The 17039-nt window shown below is 64.2% G+C and carries 16 protein-coding genes; 6 read left to right on the top strand and 10 right to left on the bottom strand.

The window, feature by feature from the left end:
* The first annotated feature begins 53 nt into the window (after positions 1-53).
* From ACR9ZN_RS18765 to ACR9ZN_RS18755, 3 genes are all read left to right on the top strand, one after another.
* A complete protein-coding gene (locus tag ACR9ZN_RS18765) occupies positions 54-626 on the top strand; it encodes a fasciclin domain-containing protein (protein ID WP_434957972.1) in 573 nt (190 codons plus the stop codon).
* A 287-nt stretch (positions 627-913) separates the two neighbouring features.
* Positions 914-1531 (top strand): cytochrome b/b6 domain-containing protein, encoded by a 618-nt coding sequence (locus ACR9ZN_RS18760; protein ID WP_481272884.1) that lies wholly within the window; start codon positions 914-916, stop codon positions 1529-1531.
* 15 nt (positions 1532-1546) lie between these two features.
* Positions 1547-2329, top strand: a complete 783-nt coding sequence (locus ACR9ZN_RS18755) for a molybdopterin-dependent oxidoreductase (protein WP_481272883.1) — start codon at positions 1547-1549, stop codon at positions 2327-2329.
* A 21-nt stretch (positions 2330-2350) separates the two neighbouring features.
* Here the strand turns inward: ACR9ZN_RS18755 and ACR9ZN_RS18750 are convergent, their stop codons facing one another.
* The 5 genes from ACR9ZN_RS18750 to ACR9ZN_RS18730 form a co-directional block, all read right to left on the bottom strand.
* A complete protein-coding gene (locus ACR9ZN_RS18750) occupies positions 2351-3310 on the bottom strand; it encodes a hypothetical protein (RefSeq protein WP_481272882.1) in 960 nt (319 codons plus the stop codon).
* 69 nt (positions 3311-3379) lie between these two features.
* Complete coding sequence (gene fabI, locus ACR9ZN_RS18745; protein WP_434957969.1) at positions 3380-4219, bottom strand: enoyl-ACP reductase FabI; 840 nt, start codon at positions 4217-4219, stop codon at positions 3380-3382.
* Positions 4220-4553: 334 nt separating this feature from the next.
* Complete coding sequence (gene fabB, locus ACR9ZN_RS18740; RefSeq protein WP_105864356.1) at positions 4554-5780, bottom strand: beta-ketoacyl-ACP synthase I; 1227 nt, start codon at positions 5778-5780, stop codon at positions 4554-4556.
* Between the two features lie 438 nt (positions 5781-6218).
* Complete coding sequence (gene fabA, locus ACR9ZN_RS18735; RefSeq protein WP_434957967.1) at positions 6219-6725, bottom strand: 3-hydroxyacyl-[acyl-carrier-protein] dehydratase FabA; 507 nt, start codon at positions 6723-6725, stop codon at positions 6219-6221.
* A gap of 196 nt (positions 6726-6921) precedes the next feature.
* The gene (locus ACR9ZN_RS18730; RefSeq protein ID WP_481272881.1) at positions 6922-8295 is read right to left on the bottom strand and encodes a caspase family protein; all 1374 of its coding nucleotides are present in this window, start codon (positions 8293-8295) and stop codon (positions 6922-6924) included.
* A gap of 319 nt (positions 8296-8614) precedes the next feature.
* Here ACR9ZN_RS18730 and deoA point away from each other — a divergent pair, with 319 nt between their 5' ends.
* From deoA to ACR9ZN_RS18715, 3 genes are all read left to right on the top strand, one after another.
* Positions 8615-9940, top strand: a complete 1326-nt coding sequence (gene deoA / locus ACR9ZN_RS18725; protein WP_481272880.1) for a thymidine phosphorylase — start codon at positions 8615-8617, stop codon at positions 9938-9940.
* 1 nt (position 9941) lies between these two features.
* Entirely contained in the window at positions 9942-11156 is a 1215-nt protein-coding gene (locus ACR9ZN_RS18720; protein ID WP_454815733.1) for a phosphopentomutase, read from the top strand.
* Between the two features lie 403 nt (positions 11157-11559).
* The gene (locus ACR9ZN_RS18715; RefSeq protein ID WP_187829587.1) at positions 11560-11697 is read left to right on the top strand and encodes a hypothetical protein; all 138 of its coding nucleotides are present in this window, start codon (positions 11560-11562) and stop codon (positions 11695-11697) included.
* 4 nt (positions 11698-11701) lie between these two features.
* On the opposite strand, the gene ACR9ZN_RS18710 is transcribed toward ACR9ZN_RS18715, so the two are convergent.
* The 5 genes from ACR9ZN_RS18710 to ACR9ZN_RS18690 form a co-directional block, all read right to left on the bottom strand.
* A complete protein-coding gene (locus tag ACR9ZN_RS18710) occupies positions 11702-12118 on the bottom strand; it encodes a cytidine deaminase (RefSeq protein ID WP_434957963.1) in 417 nt (138 codons plus the stop codon).
* Positions 12118-13089, bottom strand: a complete 972-nt coding sequence (locus ACR9ZN_RS18705) for an ABC transporter permease (protein ID WP_454815730.1) — start codon at positions 13087-13089, stop codon at positions 12118-12120. Before ACR9ZN_RS18705 ends, ACR9ZN_RS18710 begins: the two co-directional genes overlap by 1 nt.
* Before the next feature lie 4 nt (positions 13090-13093).
* Complete coding sequence (locus ACR9ZN_RS18700) at positions 13094-14266, bottom strand: ABC transporter permease (protein WP_481272879.1); 1173 nt, start codon at positions 14264-14266, stop codon at positions 13094-13096.
* A complete protein-coding gene (locus ACR9ZN_RS18695) occupies positions 14263-15780 on the bottom strand; it encodes an ABC transporter ATP-binding protein (RefSeq protein WP_481272878.1) in 1518 nt (505 codons plus the stop codon). The genes ACR9ZN_RS18700 and ACR9ZN_RS18695 overlap by 4 nt, the downstream gene beginning before the upstream one ends.
* 238 nt (positions 15781-16018) lie before the next feature.
* Positions 16019-17029: a BMP family lipoprotein gene (locus tag ACR9ZN_RS18690; RefSeq protein ID WP_434957959.1), complete on the bottom strand. Its 1011-nt coding sequence runs from the start codon at positions 17027-17029 to the stop codon at positions 16019-16021.
* Positions 17030-17039 lie beyond the last annotated feature (10 nt).

Raw genomic sequence — 17039 nt, 5'->3', positions numbered from 1 at the left:
CGCTCTCCACCGGTCTCGACGATCGGTGCAACCTTGCCTTCCGGAGATCTGCCATGACCCGTCGCACTTCCTCCTATGCAGCAGCCATCGGCGTCGTTCTTGCTGCATCCGTGTTCTACACGCTGGGCGCAGCCCGGGCCGAGACCACCGTCAATGTCGGCGGCGCCCCGATGTATCCCTCCAAGAACATCATCCAGAATGCCGTCAATTCGAAGGACCACACCACCCTGGTTGCGGCGGTCAAGGCAGCCGGCCTTGTCGATACCTTGATGACCCCCGGGCCGTTCACGGTCTTCGCGCCGGTGAACAAGGCGTTCGGCAAGCTGCCGAAGGGAACCGTCGAGACACTGCTCAAGCCTGAGAACAAGGCGACGTTGACGGCTGTGCTTACCTATCATGTCGTCCCCGGCAAGCATTCGGCCGCAGAGCTGATGTCCGAGGTCAAGGCTGGCGGTGGCAAGGCCACCTTGAAGACCGTGCAGGGCGGCACGCTGACGGTCACGCAGGTCGGCCGCAAGCTCGATATCACCGATGCCAAGGGTGACAAGGCGACCGTGACCATCCCCGACGTCAACCAGAGCAATGGCGTCATCCACGTCATCGATACCGTGCTGCTGCCGCAATAACGGACCGCGCCGGACCGCGCTTTCTAGAGCAAAGTGCGATTTCACTGAATCGCGCCTTTTCTCTAACTGTTTGTTTTGACGCGTTTTCTTGATCGAAAAGTCTATCAACGTAATTGCTCAGGGGGTGTCGCCCCTCACCTCTATCCTCTCCCCGTAAGCACGGGGCGAGGTAAGGTGAGGGGCTGCGCGACCTCGACGGTAGGGGGAGCAAATACCGATCAACTTTTCTGAAAAAGCTCTGCCGCGGTCCGGTGCCACCCTCATCCTCTTCGGGGAGGCCTTTCGTCATGAGCGAGCCCATCTCTCGTTCCCAACCTGTCATCGCACCGATCCATCCGACCATCGTGAGGATTACGCATTGGACCAACGCCGTTGCGATGCTGATGATGATCTCCAGCGGCTGGGCCATCCATAATGCCTATCCCACCCTGCCTTTCCTCTTTCCCTCCGCCCTCACGCTCGGCGGCTCGCTGATCGGCGGCCTGCAATGGCATTTCGCCGCGATGTGGCTGGTGATGGCCAACGGCCTGATCTATCTCGTCTATGGCTTGGCCTCGGGGCGGTTTTACCGAAAATTGCTGCCGATCTCGCCCGGGGCGGTGTTTGCCGATGTCAAGGCGGCTCTGGCCGGCCGGCTCGGCCATGCGGATCTCGGCGGCTACAACGGCGTGCAGCGCCTGCTCTATCTGGGCGTGATCGTTGATGGCGTGCTGGTGGTGCTGTCGGGTCTGGCGATCTGGAAGCCCGTGCAACTGCGCCCGCTCGTGATGCTGCTGGGCGATTTCGATACGGCGCGCCTTATCCATTTTGGTGCGATGTCGATCATCGTCGGCTTTCTTATCGTGCATGTCGTCATGGCCCTGCTGGTGCCGCGCAGCCTGCTGGCCATGGTTCGCGGGCGCTGAGTGAGGGAGATTGCCATGTCCCGCCAGCCCCGAAGATCCCATCCCGATACCGGCGTGATCCTGCGCGAGGCAGCAGGCCGGCTCGATAGGCCCACCCGGCGCCACTTCCTGCGTCAGGCGCTCGGCCTGGGAACCCTGACGCTGCTGGCTGGCTGCGATGTTACCGACGGCTATAGTGCCGAAGCCATGCTGGGGCGTATCTCCGACTTCAACGATCGCGTTCAGGCCTGGCTGTTCTCGCCCGTCCGTCTGGCACGGGAATATCCGCCGAGCGCGATCACCAGGCCTTTCCCGTTCAATTCATTCTATCAGCCCAACACGCCGGAACAGGCGCCGGTGATCGATCCCGAGGCCTATCGCCTGAACGTCACCGGACTGGTCGAGCGCCGGGCGGATTGGACGCTGCCGGAGCTGCATGCTCTGCCGCGCATCACCCAGATCACCCGCCATATCTGCATCGAAGGCTGGAGCGCGATCGGCAGCTGGTCGGGGGTGCCCTTCTCACATTTCCTGTGCCACGTCGGGGCCGATCTCGGCGCGAAATACGTCACCTTCCGCTGCGACGACAATTACGTCACCAGCATCGACATGCCCACCGCCCTGCATCCGCAGACACAGCTGACTTTCTGGTTCGACGACCAGGTATTGCCGCGTGCCTATGGTTTTCCGATGAAGCTGCGCGTGCCGACCAAGCTCGGCTTCAAGAATCCCAAGCATATCGGCGAGATCGAGGTCGGCAACGACTATGTCGGCGGCACCTGGGAAGCCCAGGGCTATAACTGGTTCAGCGGGCTGTAGCGACAGGGTTTCGTTGTCGGCTCATTCGGCCGACAGGGTCACGCGGTAGGGGCCGAAGCTTTGGAAAGCTTTGGCATCGATGAGAACGCTGACCAGGCATCGTTCCGACGTTTCGAGCCGAAGGCGGATCTCGGCCTTCGGCTCGGATGGCTCTTCGCCTTTCTCGCACCATATCATGTTGACGATACCCTTCGGACCGCTGGTTTTGACGACGAGGGTGCTCCCCTTGGGGGCCTTGGTCAGATAATAGCCGCCATGTTCGGCGGTGATCTCGCCCTCGAAGCTCTGTGGTTGGGCGGTCAGCAGATTGACCGGGAGCGGGCACTCTTCCCTCTGCCCGCGAACTTGGCACGCCTTGGCCGTATCGGCGGCCACCTGCTGGCGTTCGCGGGCATAGTCCGCCGAAGCCTCGGAGGCCCTGTCGAGCAGGGAGTGCGCGACGGCGATCAGGACATGCTTGGCTTGCTCGTCGCTGACCGGAATAGCCGGGCCCATATAGGAAAGCCCGATCTGAACCGCATCCTTGAGCACCCGCAGCCGATAGGACATGCGGGAGGCGCCCATGCTGCTCCACTGAGCCTTGTCGCCCAGACCCGGCTCGGATTGAATGCCGGGAAATCCGGTGTCGGCAAATTCCGGAGCGGCGCTGGCGGCGTCGGGGTAGAAGACGAAGCCAATATCGAGGCGTCCCTCCGGCGCATCCGTGACGGTGATGGCACAACTATGGTTGCCGTCCGCTTCGGCGCGGGCCTCGCCTCGAAAGCCGAGATCGGCGGCGATCTTTTTCGCGTCCAACTGCGCGCACAGATTGTCGGTCTGCGAAGAGGCCAAAGCCTGGCCGGCCGGCAAGGCGGACAGGCAGAGCGCGAACAGGCAGAGCGCGAACAGGAAGGCGGTAAGACGCTCATTTTTGGATTCCGCGGCGGCAGGTGCCCGAACGATAGGGCAATGCCAGCTCAGGCACCAGTCCGCAGGGAACAACCATTTAGGCCGATGCAGGCCCGGAATCGGTCCAGGACAGATTTCCGGCGCCCCTTTGCTAATGGTGCTCTACTCGGCGGCAGCCTTCGTCGTCACGCTCGCTTCGGCGGCTTCCTGGGCCTTGAGGGCCTCGGGATGCGGCATCGAGATGATGTTGTAGCCGGAATCGACGAAATGCACTTCGCCGGTGACGCCGGTCGAGAGATCGGAGAGCAGATAGAGCGCAGAACCGCCGACCTCCTCGATGCTCACGGTGCGACGCAGCGGCGCGTGGGCGCGCTGATAGTTAAACATCAGCCGGGCATCGGAAATGCCAGCGCCGGCGAGGGTGCGGATCGGCCCGGCCGAGATCGCATTGACCCTGACGGCCTGCGGGCCGAAATCGGAGGCAAGGTAGCGCACCGAAGCCTCGAGCGCAGCTTTGGCCACGCCCATGACATTGTAGTTCGGCATCACCCGCGTGGAGCCACCATAGGTGAGGGTGAGGATCGAGCCGCCATCATGCATCAGGTCGGCGGCGCGCTTGGCGATCTCGGTGAAGGAGAAGCAGGAGATCACCATTGTCTTGGCGAAATTGTCGCGGGTGGTGTCGGCGTAGCGGCCCTTGAGCTCGCTCTTGTCCGAATAGGCGATGGCATGGACGAGGAAGTCGATCTTGCCCCATTCCCGCGCCAGCGTGGCGAAGACGCCGTCGACGGAAGCGACATTCTCGACGTCGCACGGCACCAGCAGGCTGGAGCCGACGCTGTTGGCGAGCGGCTCCACGCGCTTGCGCAGGGCATCGCCCTGATAGGTGAATGCCAATTGGGCGCCTTGGGCGGCAAGGCTCTTGGCGATACCCCAGGCGATCGAATGATCATTGGCCACGCCCATGATCAGACCGCGCTTACCTTGCATGAGCCCTGTCATGGCCTGCAACTCCAAATCCTGGTCATCAGTCACTAGAGCAAAGCGCGTTTTTGTGTGAACGTTGCTTTGCTCTAGCTCCTAGGTTCGAGGCGTTTTGCGATTTGACGCGATTCCGTCAAATCGCAAAACCCTTTGGGGCTCAATCAGACCAGAATCGGCCGATCAGCCCACATTTCCGCCTCTTTACCACGTTTTGACAAAGCAGCCGGGGATTTGCGCAGGTCCCGGATCACTTTATCTGTCTCTTTGTTACCGGGCATGCTCATCCACGGTCCTCAAACTCTGGACGAGCGCTTGCCCCGGATAGTCCGGTCGGAACAGGCGGTGACCAATCTCAGGCGTCGAGGCGCTTGAAGACCAGGGCCGCGTTGGTGCCGCCGAATCCGAAGGAATTGGACAGGACATGGCTGAGCTTGGCATTGTCGATACGCTTGCGGACGATCGGCATGTCGGCAAAGGCCGGATCCAACTCCTCGATATGCGCACTCTCGCAGATGAAGCCATTATTCATCATGAGTAGTGAATAAATTGCTTCCTGCACGCCGGTCGCGCCTTGCGAATGACCGGTCAGTGCCTTGGTCGCGGCGATCGGCGGGCACTTGTCACCCGAGCCGAACACCTTGCGGATGGCCTCGATCTCGGGAGGATCGCCCGCCGGCGTCGAGGTGGCGTGCGGGTTGATGTAGTCGATCGGCGCCTTGATGTTGGCCAGCGCCATGCGCATGCAGCGCTCGGCGCCCTCACCCGAGGGGGCGACCATGTCATGGCCGTCGGAGGTGGCGCCATAGCCGGCGATCTCGCCATAGATGCGGGCGCCGCGAGCCTTGGCATGCTCCAGCTCTTCCAGCACCAGCACGCCGGCACCGGCGGAGATCACGAAGCCGTCGCGGTTCTTGTCGTAGGGGCGGGAGGCCGTGGAAGGGGTGTCGTTGTATTTGGACGACATCGCGCCCATGCCGTCGAACAGCACGGCGAGCGTCCAGTCGAGCTCTTCGCAGCCGCCGGCAAACATCACATCCTGCTTGCCGTACTGGATCTGCTCATAAGCATTGCCGATGCAATGATTCGAGGTCGCGCAGGCCGAGGAGATGGAATAGTTGATGCCCTTGATCTTGAACCAGGTCGAGAGCGTGGCGGAGGCGGTGGAGGACATCGCCTTGGGAACGGCGAAGGGACCGACCTTCTTGGAGCTGCCCGACTCGCGCGCCTTGTCGGCGGCCTCGACAATGGTGCGGGTGGAGGGACCGCCCGACCCCATGATGATACCGGTGCGCTCGTTGGAAACCTCATTGGCCTCCAGGCCGGAATCGAGGATGGCCTGCTCCATCGCTACATGGTTCCAGGCGGTGCCGCCGCCATGGAAGCGCATGGCGCGGCGATCGACCACTGAAGCGGGGTCGAGCGTGGGTGCGCCATAAACCTGTGAGCGGAAGCCGTATTGGGCGAACTGCTCGGCGCGCGTGATACCGGATCTGGCCTCGTGCAGGCTGGAGAGAACCTCCTGCGTCGAGTTGCCGATCGAAGACACGATACCCATGCCGGTAACGACGACACGTCTCATGGCGATCCCTTCCAGTTTCGTAACCGACCCACGATCCTCTCCGAGGGGACCGCCAGGCCGGCACTGCGTTCCCTAGAGCAAAGCGCGTTTAGACAGAAACGCTTGTTTGCTCTGGCTCTCTGTTTCCAGGCCAATCCAACGGATTGGCCAGAGCATCTTTGCGACTTCAGGCAATTCCGTCCGATCGCAAAACGCTTGAGCAGAATTTCGCAAGCGGCCCGGTTTTGGGCAAGCTCGGAAATTGTGCTCGCTGCCCGTGAATGGGCAGGACCCAATCACGGACGACCTACAAAGCATCAACCCCGTCGGCGCGTCGAGCGTCGTCGGGGCCGCACCCTGCATGTTTCAAAGCACATTGCAATAGGCAAGCCAATGACCGGCCCGACCGGAAATGCGCTCGATCCGCACCACTTCGAGGCCAGAAATCAGGCCTGGAACTCAAGCTTGGAACAGGCCGACGCGCAGATCCTTGGCTTCATAGATGGTGCGGCCATCGGCCTTTAGCCAGCCATCCGCGATGCCGAGAATCAATTTACCCTTGAAAACCCGCTTGAGATCGACGCCATATTCGACCTGTTTGACGCTGGGCAGCACCTGGTCGGTAAATTTGACCTCTCCCACACCGAGGGCGCGGCCCCGTCCGGACTGGCCGAGCCAGCCCAGGAAAAAGCCGGTCATCTGCCAGAGGGCGTCGAGGCCGAGGCAGCCCGGCATCACCGGATCGCCCTGGAAATGGCAGGAGAAGAACCACAGATCCGGTTTGACCTCGAGCGTGGCACGTACGCAGCCTTTGCCGTTCGGTCCGCCGGTCTCGGAGATCTCCGGGATGCGATCGAACATCAGCATGGGGGGAAGGGGCAATTGCGCATTGCCGGGTCCGAACATCTCGCCGCGCCCGCAGGCGAGGAGATCTTCATATTCAAAGCTCGAACGGCGTTCCGCCATTGCGTCTCAGTCCTCATCGACCAGTCAAAATCGCGTGGCCGAACAGGCGAGCCTGCCCGCACCACGGCCTCCCCTTAACATAGCAATCCCGCAGCCGAAAGCGGGGGGAGGGTCGTGGGCGCGATGTTGCCCCCTTAAAAAGGACTCAAGCGGTCTTGTCCGACCACCGATCGGCTGGCAGCCAGGGTAGCGCTTGCTATTGCACCGCCGAATCGTAGCGAAACACCAGCGTGTCGTCGCGCCAGCCGGTCTGTGCACAGTCCTTGGCACGCCGGGGCACCTTTCCACGCAGGGTGATGGTCGGCGGTTCCCCGGCAGACGAGCCTTCGACTCGGTAGGAGATCGGCCCGCATTCGCGCGAGAAGACATAGGCCTGGCCGCGATAGACGCCGCCGCTGGCCGTGCCCTTGAACAGCAGCGCTCCCTTGCGCACCCCGGCCTCGGCAAGGCCTGGTCGGGGTGCCTCGTAATAGAACAGGCGATTGCCTTCGCTGGCTGAAAGAGCGACGCGCGAGCCGTTATGGTCCCAATAACTCGAGACCGTATAGGGCGGCAGGTTGGATCGAGCCGGTTCGGACTGAGGTGAGGTGGTGATCGGGGCCTGCCCACCCGTTAGCTTGGCCTGGGCATCCAGCCGCCGGCGCACCGATGCGGCGCAATAGCCTTTGGGGAAATTGTCGAGATAGGCTTCGAGCTTGATCGGCGTGGGATCGATGCCGAGATCGCTGCAGGCCGCCATGTCGGCCTTGTCGAGGGACGGGCTCACCGGAATTGCTGGGAGCGGCTGTGCGGTGCCGGGCGGCGTGGCCGGGGCAGCGCTCCCGCCGAGATAGAGATCACCGAGCAGGGCCTCGTCGACCCATGGCGTCTGGCGCTGGTTCGTCGCGGCATGAACGTCCTGGCGCACCAGCGCCAGCATCCGCCGGATCTCGATGCCGGCTTCGGGCAACCGCTTCAGCAAGGCGGCCGCGAAAGGGGAATGGGCGCCATCCCCGTCATCGGCGACGGCATTGGGGCCTGTGGCGAAGGCGACCAGTGTGCCGGTACTGGCGGCGTCGAGACGAGCCAGGCCACGCGAGGCGCCGCGGCTTGCGCTCGCCGGCAGGGGATTGTTGCGGCAGGCATCGACGAGCAGGATCTTGGCCTTGGCGCCCGAGGCGCTCAGGATGTCGCTGATGTCGTCGAGCCTGACCGTCTGGGTGGCGAGATCGACGCGGCTCTTGATGTCGGCGCCGATGGGAATGAGGAAATTGCGCTGGTCGACCTGCATGCCGTGGCCGGCATAGAACACCAGCGCGATATCGGCATCGGTGGCTTCATTGCCGAATTCGGCCATCGCCCGCAGCATGACGGCGTGGTCGGCATTCGTGGCGCGGATCACCTTGAAGCCGAGCGTTCCTCCGGCCAGCAGTGCGGCCATGGCGTCGGCATCGGCCACGGGATTGGCGAGACGGCCGAGCGTGCGATAGTCGCCATTGCCGATGACGAGCGCGACACGCTTGTCGGCGAGCGCCGCCGTGGCGCTCGCCAGCCAGAACAGACACAACAACATCAAGCAACGCCGGATCATCGCCCCATCCCGGATTCACGGCAGCACCGGATCGATTGTGGCATGCCCGCCGGATGCTGGCCAGTTCGAGGGGAACAGGGCGTGGGACGGCATCGTCAGGGCACCGGGGCTTAGGTCAGCTCGCAATAGATTTGTAAACGCTCGGACACTTTCCTTCGCATGACTTTCCTTCGTGGATCGTGGAGGCTATCGTCGCGGCCCGAAATCGAAAGGCCACGCAGGGACGGGGCCGCCAAGGCGTTTTGCGATCTGGCCTATCAGCCAGGGATCGCAAGGATGCATTCAGCTTGACCCCGTTCTGCTCCAGGGAGCCCAGTTCGTGACCCTTCTTCCCCAGGAAATCATCCGCAAGAAGCGCGATGGCGCGGCTCTATCCGCGGCCGAAATCGAGAGTTTCGTGCAAGGGGTGGTCGCCGGCAGCGTCACCCATGCCCAGGTCGCGGCCTTTGCCATGGCAGTGTTCTTCCGCGGCATGGCGATGGACGAGCGCATCGCGCTGACGCGGGCCATGACCCGATCCGGCACCGTGCTCGACTGGCGCGGCCTCGACCTGCCGGGGCCGCTGGTGGACAAGCACTCGACCGGCGGCGTCGGCGACAATGTCAGCCTGATGCTCGGGCCGCTGGTGGCGGCCTGCGGCGGCTTCGTGCCGATGATTTCAGGCCGCGGCCTCGGACATACCGGCGGCACGCTCGACAAGCTCGATTCGGTTCCGGGCTACACCACCCAGCCCGACCTCGACCTGTTCCGCCGTGCCGTGCGCGAGGCCGGCACCGCGATCATCGGCCAGACCGCCGATCTCGCTCCAGCCGACAAGACCGTCTATTCGATCCGAGACGTCACGGCCACGGTCGAATCGATCCCGCTGATCACCGCCTCGATCCTGTCGAAGAAGCTCGCGGCCGGGCTGCAGGCCCTGGTGATGGATGTGAAGACCGGCTCGGGCGCCTTCATGCCGACGCTGGAGGGCTCACGCGAGCTGGCCGAATCGATCGCGACCGTCGCCACGGGCGCCGGATTGCCGACCACCGTGCTGATCACGGCCATGGACCAGCCTCTTGCCAGCGCCGCCGGCAATGCCCTGGAAGTCCGCAACGCGGTGGATTTTCTCACCGGGGCGCATCGGGACGTGCGCCTGCTCGAAGTCACCGTCGACCTGTGTGCCGAGATGCTGGTGCTCGGCAAGCTTGCCCGCGACACCGCCGAGGGTCAGGCCCGCATCGAGCAGGCCCTGGCGAGCGGGCGGGCGGCCGAACATTTCGCCCGCATGGTCTCGGTGTTGGGCGGCCCGGCCGATTTCGTCGAGCAGCCCGAGCGCTATCTGCCGGCCGCGCCGGTGGTGAAGCCCGTCTTCGCCGAGCAAGCGGGGCGGGTCGGAAGCATCGATACGCGGGCCGTCGGCCTCGCGGTGGTGGCCTTGGGCGGAGGACGCACCCGCCCGCAGGATGCCATCGACCACGCCGTGGGCCTCACCGGGCTGGCGGAGCTTGGCGCCGAGGTCGGGCCCGACCGTCCCCTGGGCTTCGTGCATGCTCGCAGCGACGCGGCGGCCGAGGCCGCAGCGGCTGGCCTGCGAGCGGCCTATCGCACCGGAGAGGGTGAGGAAGCCCTGCCGCCGGTGCTCGAACGCATTGGAGGAAGCTGAGATGGGTCGCGCGCTCCTTCTGGTGATGGATTCCTTCGGCATCGGCGCAGCCGATGACGCCGAACACTATGGTGATGCGGGGGCCGATACGCTCGGCCACATCGCCGCCGCCTGTGCGGCGGGGCGGGCGGGCGAAAACGAGCATCGCACCGGGCCTCTGCGCCTGCCCGTGCTGGCCAGCCTTGGCCTCGGCGTGGCTGCGCAAGCGGCAACGGGTACGCTGCCGCCCGGCCTGGAAGGCGGCGTGGCTGAGGCCCTGTGGGGCTATGCGGCCGAGGTCTCCAAGGGCAAGGACACGCCCTCGGGCCATTGGGAGATCGCCGGCTATCCCGTGCCGTTCGACTGGGGCTATTTCCCCAAGGAAGTGCCGTGTTTTCCCGCCCGCCTGATCGCCGCCATCGTCAAGGAAGCCGAGCTTCCCGGCGTGCTCGGCCAGCGCCATGCCTCGGGGACGCAGATCATTGCTGAACTCGGCGCCGAGAGCGTCGAGACCGGCAAGCCGATCTTCTACACCTCCACCGACAGCGTGCTGCAGATCGCTGCTCATGAGGAGGCGTTCGGGCTGGAGAGGCTGCTGTCCCTGTGCGAGATCGCCCGCCGCCATGTCGACCATCTCAACATCGGCCGGGTGATCGCGCGGCCTTTCGTCGGGGATGCCGTCGGTGGCTTCACGCGCACTGCCAACCGGCGTGACTATGCCGTGCCGCCGCCGGCCGATACTCTGCTCGATGTGGCCGAACGCGCCGGACGGGGCGTCATCACCATCGGCAAGATCGGCGACATCTTCGCGCATCGCGGCACTGGCGAGAGCGTCAAGGGCCCGAGCAACGATGCCTTGATCGATCGCACGCTCGAAGCGATGGGGCGCCTGCCCGAAGGCGGCCTGCTCTTTGCCAACTATGTCGATTTCGATACGCTCTATGGCCATCGCCGGGATATTCCCGGCTATGCCGGTGCCCTGGAGCAATTCGACATGCGGCTGCCGCAGATCCTCTCGCGGCTGGGTGAGGATGACCTCCTGATCATCACGGCCGACCATGGCTGCGACCCGTCCTGGACGGGAACGGACCACACGCGCGAATTCGTGCCAGTGCTGGCGCGCCTCGGCAAGTGCACGGGACCGATCGGGCGGCGGGACAGCTTCGCCGACATGGCTGCCAGCGTGGCGGAGCATCTCAGGCTGGACTGGCAGGGGGCCGGGAAGTCGTTTTTGTAGTTCCGGGTGCGCGGGCATCTTGCCCATAGGCGCTAACGTTGCGGCCAGAGGCGCAGGTAGCGTGGAGGGTCGATCTCCACAGCTCCATCAATTGATGGAGCGAGATCGACCACCTTTGTCCTCTATCTGGCTCGACATTTCCAGGATGGTCGATCTGGAGATCGACCATCCAATCTGGTGCCACCACCCAAAGTTAGCGCCTATGGGTATCCTGCATGCATGGCTGCTTTTGGAAGGGCGTCGCCCCGGCCGAAGGGAGAAGCGGGCAAGATGCTTGCGCACCCGGAGACCCGCTCACCTCTTCTCAACCATGATTCCAGACGGCGCGACGAATTCGCGCCGCGTTAACGCCGGAGCACCTGCGACGCTTTCATCATGACCCGGTTTCGAGGTGGGTTGTTTGATGATCGAGCGCATGCAGATGGTTCTCAAGGGCGGCATATCAGCCGAAGACAGGGCCCAGTTCTGGGTCGGGCTGACGCTTGCCGTCGCCACCGTCCTGCTGCTGGCAGCCAGTTTCCTCGACCTGGTGTCGATCTAATCGATCAACCCAGATTTTCCGGGCCGAAGCTTTCGGGCAGCAGCTCGTCGAGCGTGAAGCTGCGGCGGATGCCTTCGGGGCCGGCGACATGGATTGAAGTCGACGGCTTTGCGAATTCGCGGATGCGCTGGCGGCAGCCCCCGCAGGGCGTGGTCAGGCCGGGAGCTTCGGGATGGGCATCGGTCCAGCCCAGCACCAGGATTTCGGCGATTCCCGTCTCGCCATCCGCCACCATGGCCGAGATGGCGCCGCCTTCGGCGCAGGCACCGACCGGATAGGCGGCGTTCTCGACATTGCAGCCGGCATAGATCCGGCCCGAGCGGCCACGGATGGCCGCTCCCACCTTGAAGCGCGAATAGGGCGCATGCGCCTTCTCGCGCACGGCTCTGGCAGCCTCGAACAGATCGGCGAGCGCGTCCATCAGCGTTCCTTGAGATAGGGAACGCCCGCGGCCTTGGGGGGCGTCGCCGCGCCGACGAAGCCGGCCAGCATGAACACGGTGAGGATATAGGGCAGGGCCGAGACCAACTCGGAGGGCACCCGCATGCCGGCGATCACGAAGCTCGAGCCCATGCGGATCGAGATGGCATCGAGCAGGCCGAAGAGCAGGCAGGCGCCGAGCGCCGGCCAGGGCCGCCATTTAGCGAAGATCAGGGCGGCCAGGCCCATATAGCCGCGCCCGCCCGTCATGTTGGAGACGAAGGCGGCCGAATCGGCGGTGGAGAGATAGGCGCCGGCGACGCCGGTGAGCAGGCCGCAGATCAGCACGGCGCGATAGCGCAGCCAGGCCACCGAGATGCCGGCGGTGTCGACGGCCTGCGGGTTCTCGCCGACGGCGCGCAGGCGCAGGCCGAAGCGGGTCTTGTAGAGGATCCAGGCCGTCACCGGGACGCAGGCGAAGGCGAAATAGACCAGGATCGAATGGCCGGATAGCACGTCGGCATAGAGCTGGCCGAGCACCGGCACGCCCCTGATCGCCTCCGCCCCCGGCAGCTCGATCGGCTGGAAGCGCGCGGCGCCGCTCAGGCTGGGGGTGCGCCCGCCCTCGCCATACCAGGCATTGCCGATGAAGGCGGTCAAGCCGAGCGCCAGGATGTTGATGGCGACGCCCGAGACGATCTGGTTGCCGCGATAGCGGATGGAGGCAATGCCGTGCAGCAACGCAAAGCCGATGGAGACGATGATCGCCATGACGAGGCCGAGCCAGGCCGAACCATAGGTCGCTGCGGTGACCGCGGCTGCGAAGGCGCCCACCAGCATCTTGCCTTCGAGGCCGATGTCGACGATGCCCGAACGTTCCGAATAGAGGCCGGCGAGGGCGCACAGCAGATAGGGCGTGGAGATGCGGATGGCGGCGGCCGCCACGCTGGCCAGCATGATCACGGTATCCATGGCGTCATGCTCCCTTGGAGGTAGGGGTGAAGAGCTGGAACAGCATGGCGAGCTGCGGCCGGAACATCAGTTCGAGGGCGCCGACGAAGAGGATGATGATGCCCTGGATCATCACGATCATGTTCTTGTCGAAGACGGGGTTTTCAAAGGACAGTTCCTGGCCGCCCTGGATCAGCGCGCCGAACAGGATGGAGGCGAGCACGATGCCGGCCGGATGGGAGCGGCCCATCAGCGAGACGGCGATGCCGATGAAGCCAGCGCCGGCGGTATAGTCGATGATCATGCGGTGCTGTTCACCCATCAGCACATTGGTACCCATCAGGCCGGCCAGGGCGCCCGAGATCAACATGGCGATGACGATGATCTTGGCCGGGGAAATGCCGGCATAGACGGCAGCGGTCTTGTTGTGGCCGACTGTGCGCATGGCGTAGCCCAGCCGGGTCCGCCAGATCAGGGCCCAGACCAGGATGGCGGCAAGCAGCGCGATCGGGAAGGCGAGATTGACCAGCGTGAGGTCGAGTTGGATGCCGATGCCCGCCAGGATATCGCTGATCAGCGGCAGGCCGGTCGAATCGGCGAAGAGCTCGGATTTCGGCTCGCCGGAGCCCGGCTTCATCATCACGTTCACCAGGAGATACTGCACCAGCGCCGTGGCGATGTAGTTGAACATGATGGTGGTGATGACGACGTGGCTGCCGCGCGTGGCCTGCAGATAGCCGGGAATGAAGGCCCAGGCGGCGCCGAAGAGCATGCCGGCCATCATGCCGAGCGGAATGGCGAGGAACCAGGGAACGCTGCCCAGATGCAGGCAGGCGAGGGCGATGCCGATGCCGGCGATCTGGCCTTGCCCGTCCACGCCGATATTGAACAGGCCGGCATGGAAAGCGACGGCCACGGCAAGGCCGGCGAAGATGAAGGTGGTGGCGTAATAGAGCGTTGTCCCCACGGCGTTGGCGTCGCCGAATGCGCCCGTGATCATGGTGACGCCGACCGTCAGCGGATCGGCGCCCACGATGACCCAGACCGCGATGCCGGAGACGAGGAAGGCCACCACCACATTGAGCAGCGGCAGCACGACGGTGTCGGCCCACCAGGGCAGGGTGACGAGGCTGGCGCTGCTGCGCCTGGAGAAGAACGCGCCCAGAAGGGCTGATGACGTGGTGGTCTGACCGCTCATGCCGCCTCTCCCGACACGCCGGCCATCAACAGGCCGAGTCCGTTCTCCGTGGCATCCTTGGCCAGGCATTCGCCGGTGACGCGTCCGCCGCACATCACCAGGATGCGGTCGGACAGGCCCATGATCTCGTCGAGCTCGACCGAAACCACCAGAATGCCCTTGCCGGCGTCGCGCATGGCGATCAGGCGGCGGTGGATGAACTCGATGGCGCCGATGTCGACGCCACGGGTCGGTTGTCCCACGATCAGCAAGGCGGGATCGCGCTCCATCTCGCGGGCCAGCACGATCTTCTGGGCGTTGCCGCCCGAGAAATTGGCCGTCTTCAGCTTCGGGTCGCGCGGACGCACGTCGAAGCGTTCCATCTTGTCGGTGAGGTCGGCGATGATGCGCCGGTAATTGAGGAAGGGGCCGCTGCCGAGCTTGCGATCCTTCTGGTAGCCCAGGATGGCGCTCTCATAGGCCGCGAAGGGTTTGACGAGGCCCATCTTCATGCGGTCCTCGGGCACATGGGCCAGGCCGAGCTTGCGCAGCTCCGCCGGGTCCGCCGCGGCGGTATTGGCGCCGCGCAGCCTGATTTCGCCCGAATGGACCGGCCGGATACCGGCAATGGCCTCGAGCAGCTCCGACTGGCCGTTGCCGGCCACGCCTGCGACGCCGACGATCTCGCCGGCCCGCACGGTGAAGGAGACGTCGTCGACGCGGGTGATGCCCTTCTCGTCCTTTACCGTGAGGTTTTTCACTTCGAGGATGACGTCGCCGGGCTTGGCCTCCGCCTTGTCGACGCGCAGCAGTACGCGGCGGCCCACCATCAGCTCGGCGAGCTCGGTGGGGTTGGTCTTGGCGGTGTCGACGGTGGCCACCATCTCGCCGCGCCGCATCACCGAGACGCGATCGGTGATCGCCATGATCTCGCGCAGCTTGTGGGTGATCAGCAGGATGGTCTTGCCCTGCTCGCGCAGGACCTTCAGGATTTCGAAGAGCTGGTCGGCTTCGGCGGGCGTCAGCACGCCCGTCGGCTCGTCCAGGATGAGGATATCGGCGCCGCGATAGAGCGCCTTGAGAATCTCGACGCGCTGCTGGGCGCCGACGGGCAGTTCGCCCACCACGGCATCCGGATCGACCTCCAGGTGATAGCTTGCCTCCAGCCGCGCCAGTTCGGTACGAGCGTGGTCGCGTCCTCTCGCCAGCAGGCCGCCGCCCTCGGCGCCGAGCATGACGTTCTCCAGCACGGTGAAGGGATCGACGAGCATGAAATGCTGGTGCACCATGCCGATGCCCGCATCGATGGCATCCTGCGAAGAGCGGATCGCTTTCCGGGTGCCGTTGACAAGGGTCTCGCCGCTATCGGCCTCGTAGAAACCGTAGATGATCGACATCAGCGTGGATTTGCCGGCGCCGTTCTCGCCGATGATGCCGTGGATGGTGCCTGTCTCGACCACGAGGTCGATCGCCTTGTTGGCGTGGACGGGGCCGAAACGTTTGTCGATTTGCTTCAGTTCGAGGGCAGTTGGCAAAGGGAGCCTCGCGGGAGCAATAGGGGGCCGATCCCGGATCGGCGAAAACGGTAGGTCATGGGCGAAAGGCGGATCCTTGGACCTAATGCGGCTCACTTAAGGAACAAACGCTCCGAATTGTCATAGCCGGGTCAAGCCCGGCTATGACAAAGGTCGTGCTAACTCGAAGACGTTCAAGTGAACTGCGTTAGATCCTTGGACCCGCCTTTTACGCCATGAAAATCAGTCTGCCGCTCGCTCAGTTCACCGGGCAGACATTGTCCTTCTCGTAATTGTGCACCACCACCTTGCCGTCGGCGATGTCCTTGGTCACCGCCGCGATCGCGGCCTTGTTGGCCTCGTCGATCAGGGGCTTGTTGTTGTCGTCCATGGCCAGGGCGACGCCATTGTCCTTGATGCCGAGCACATGCGTTCCCGGCTTGAACTGGCCGGCCTCACCGTCCTTGAAGCCCTGATAGACCGCTTCGTCCACGCGCTTGAGCACCGAGGTCAGCACCTTGCCGGGATGCAGGCCGTTCTGGTTGGAATCGACGCCAATGCCGAGCTTGCCGCCATCGGCGGCTGCCTGCAGGACACCGATACCGGTCTGGCCGGCCGCTGCATAGACGATATCGGCCCCTTGCGAGATCTGCGCCTTGGTCAGCTCGGCGCCGCGACCCGGGTCGTTCCAGGCGGCGGGCGTGGTGCCGGTCATGTTCTGGATGACCTTGATCTGGGGATTGGCGGCTTTGGCGCCTTGCGCGTAGCCACAGCCGAAATTGCGGATGAGGGGCACGTCCATGCCGCCGATGAAGCCGATCGTGCCGGTCTTGCTGGTCTTGGCGGCGAGATAGCCGGCAAGGTAGGAGCCCTCGTCGGCCCGATAGACGTAAGAAGCGACGTTGGGCAAATCGACGACGCTGTCGACGATGCCGAAATTCACCTTGGGATAGGCCTTGGCTACCTTTTCCAGCACGTCGGCATAGCTGAAGCCCATCACGATAACGGGGTTGTTGCCATCCTTGGCGAAACGGCGCAGCGCCTGCTCGCGTTGCGAGGCGTTGGTGACTTCGAACTCGCGATAGGTCTTGCCGCTTTCCTTCTTCCAGCGCTCGGCCCCGTCATAGGCCGCCTCGTTGAAGGACTTGTCGAATTTGCCGCCCAAATCATAGATGACTGCCGGACCGGGCTTGTCGGCTGCCTGTGCCGTGCCAAATCCCGCAACGCCGGCTGCCAGCAGGGCAGCCAGGCCAAGAAGGGTCGATTTCATCACGCTCTCC

It is taken from the genome of Labrys sp. HAY1-8F (assembly GCF_056754975.1).
The sequence above is the reverse complement of the archived record's forward strand: the minus strand, read 5'-3'. Positions and strand labels throughout refer to the sequence as shown.

Bases quoted from the DNA above. Each gene is read 5' to 3' on its own strand.
- ACR9ZN_RS18710 (WP_434957963.1), bottom strand. From the start codon at position 12,118: ATGGACGCGCTCGCCGATCTGTTCGAGGCTGCCAGAGCCGTGCGCGAG.
- fabB (WP_105864356.1), bottom strand. From the start codon at position 5,780: ATGAGACGTGTCGTCGTTACCGGCATGGGTATCGTGTCTTCGATCGGC.
- ACR9ZN_RS18715 (WP_187829587.1), top strand. From the start codon at position 11,560: ATGATCGAGCGCATGCAGATGGTTCTCAAGGGCGGCATATCAGCCGAA.
- fabI (WP_434957969.1), bottom strand. From the start codon at position 4,219: ATGACAGGGCTCATGCAAGGTAAGCGCGGTCTGATCATGGGCGTGGCC.
- fabA (WP_434957967.1), bottom strand. From the start codon at position 6,725: ATGGCGGAACGCCGTTCGAGCTTTGAATATGAAGATCTCCTCGCCTGC.
- ACR9ZN_RS18730 (WP_481272881.1), bottom strand. From the start codon at position 8,295: ATGATCCGGCGTTGCTTGATGTTGTTGTGTCTGTTCTGGCTGGCGAGC.
- ACR9ZN_RS18705 (WP_454815730.1), bottom strand. From the start codon at position 13,089: ATGGATACCGTGATCATGCTGGCCAGCGTGGCGGCCGCCGCCATCCGC.
- ACR9ZN_RS18765 (WP_434957972.1), top strand. From the start codon at position 54: ATGACCCGTCGCACTTCCTCCTATGCAGCAGCCATCGGCGTCGTTCTT.
- ACR9ZN_RS18755 (WP_481272883.1), top strand. From the start codon at position 1,547: ATGTCCCGCCAGCCCCGAAGATCCCATCCCGATACCGGCGTGATCCTG.
- ACR9ZN_RS18720 (WP_454815733.1), top strand. From the start codon at position 9,942: ATGGGTCGCGCGCTCCTTCTGGTGATGGATTCCTTCGGCATCGGCGCA.
- ACR9ZN_RS18690 (WP_434957959.1), bottom strand. From the start codon at position 17,029: ATGAAATCGACCCTTCTTGGCCTGGCTGCCCTGCTGGCAGCCGGCGTT.
- ACR9ZN_RS18700 (WP_481272879.1), bottom strand. From the start codon at position 14,266: ATGAGCGGTCAGACCACCACGTCATCAGCCCTTCTGGGCGCGTTCTTC.
- ACR9ZN_RS18760 (WP_481272884.1), top strand. From the start codon at position 914: ATGAGCGAGCCCATCTCTCGTTCCCAACCTGTCATCGCACCGATCCAT.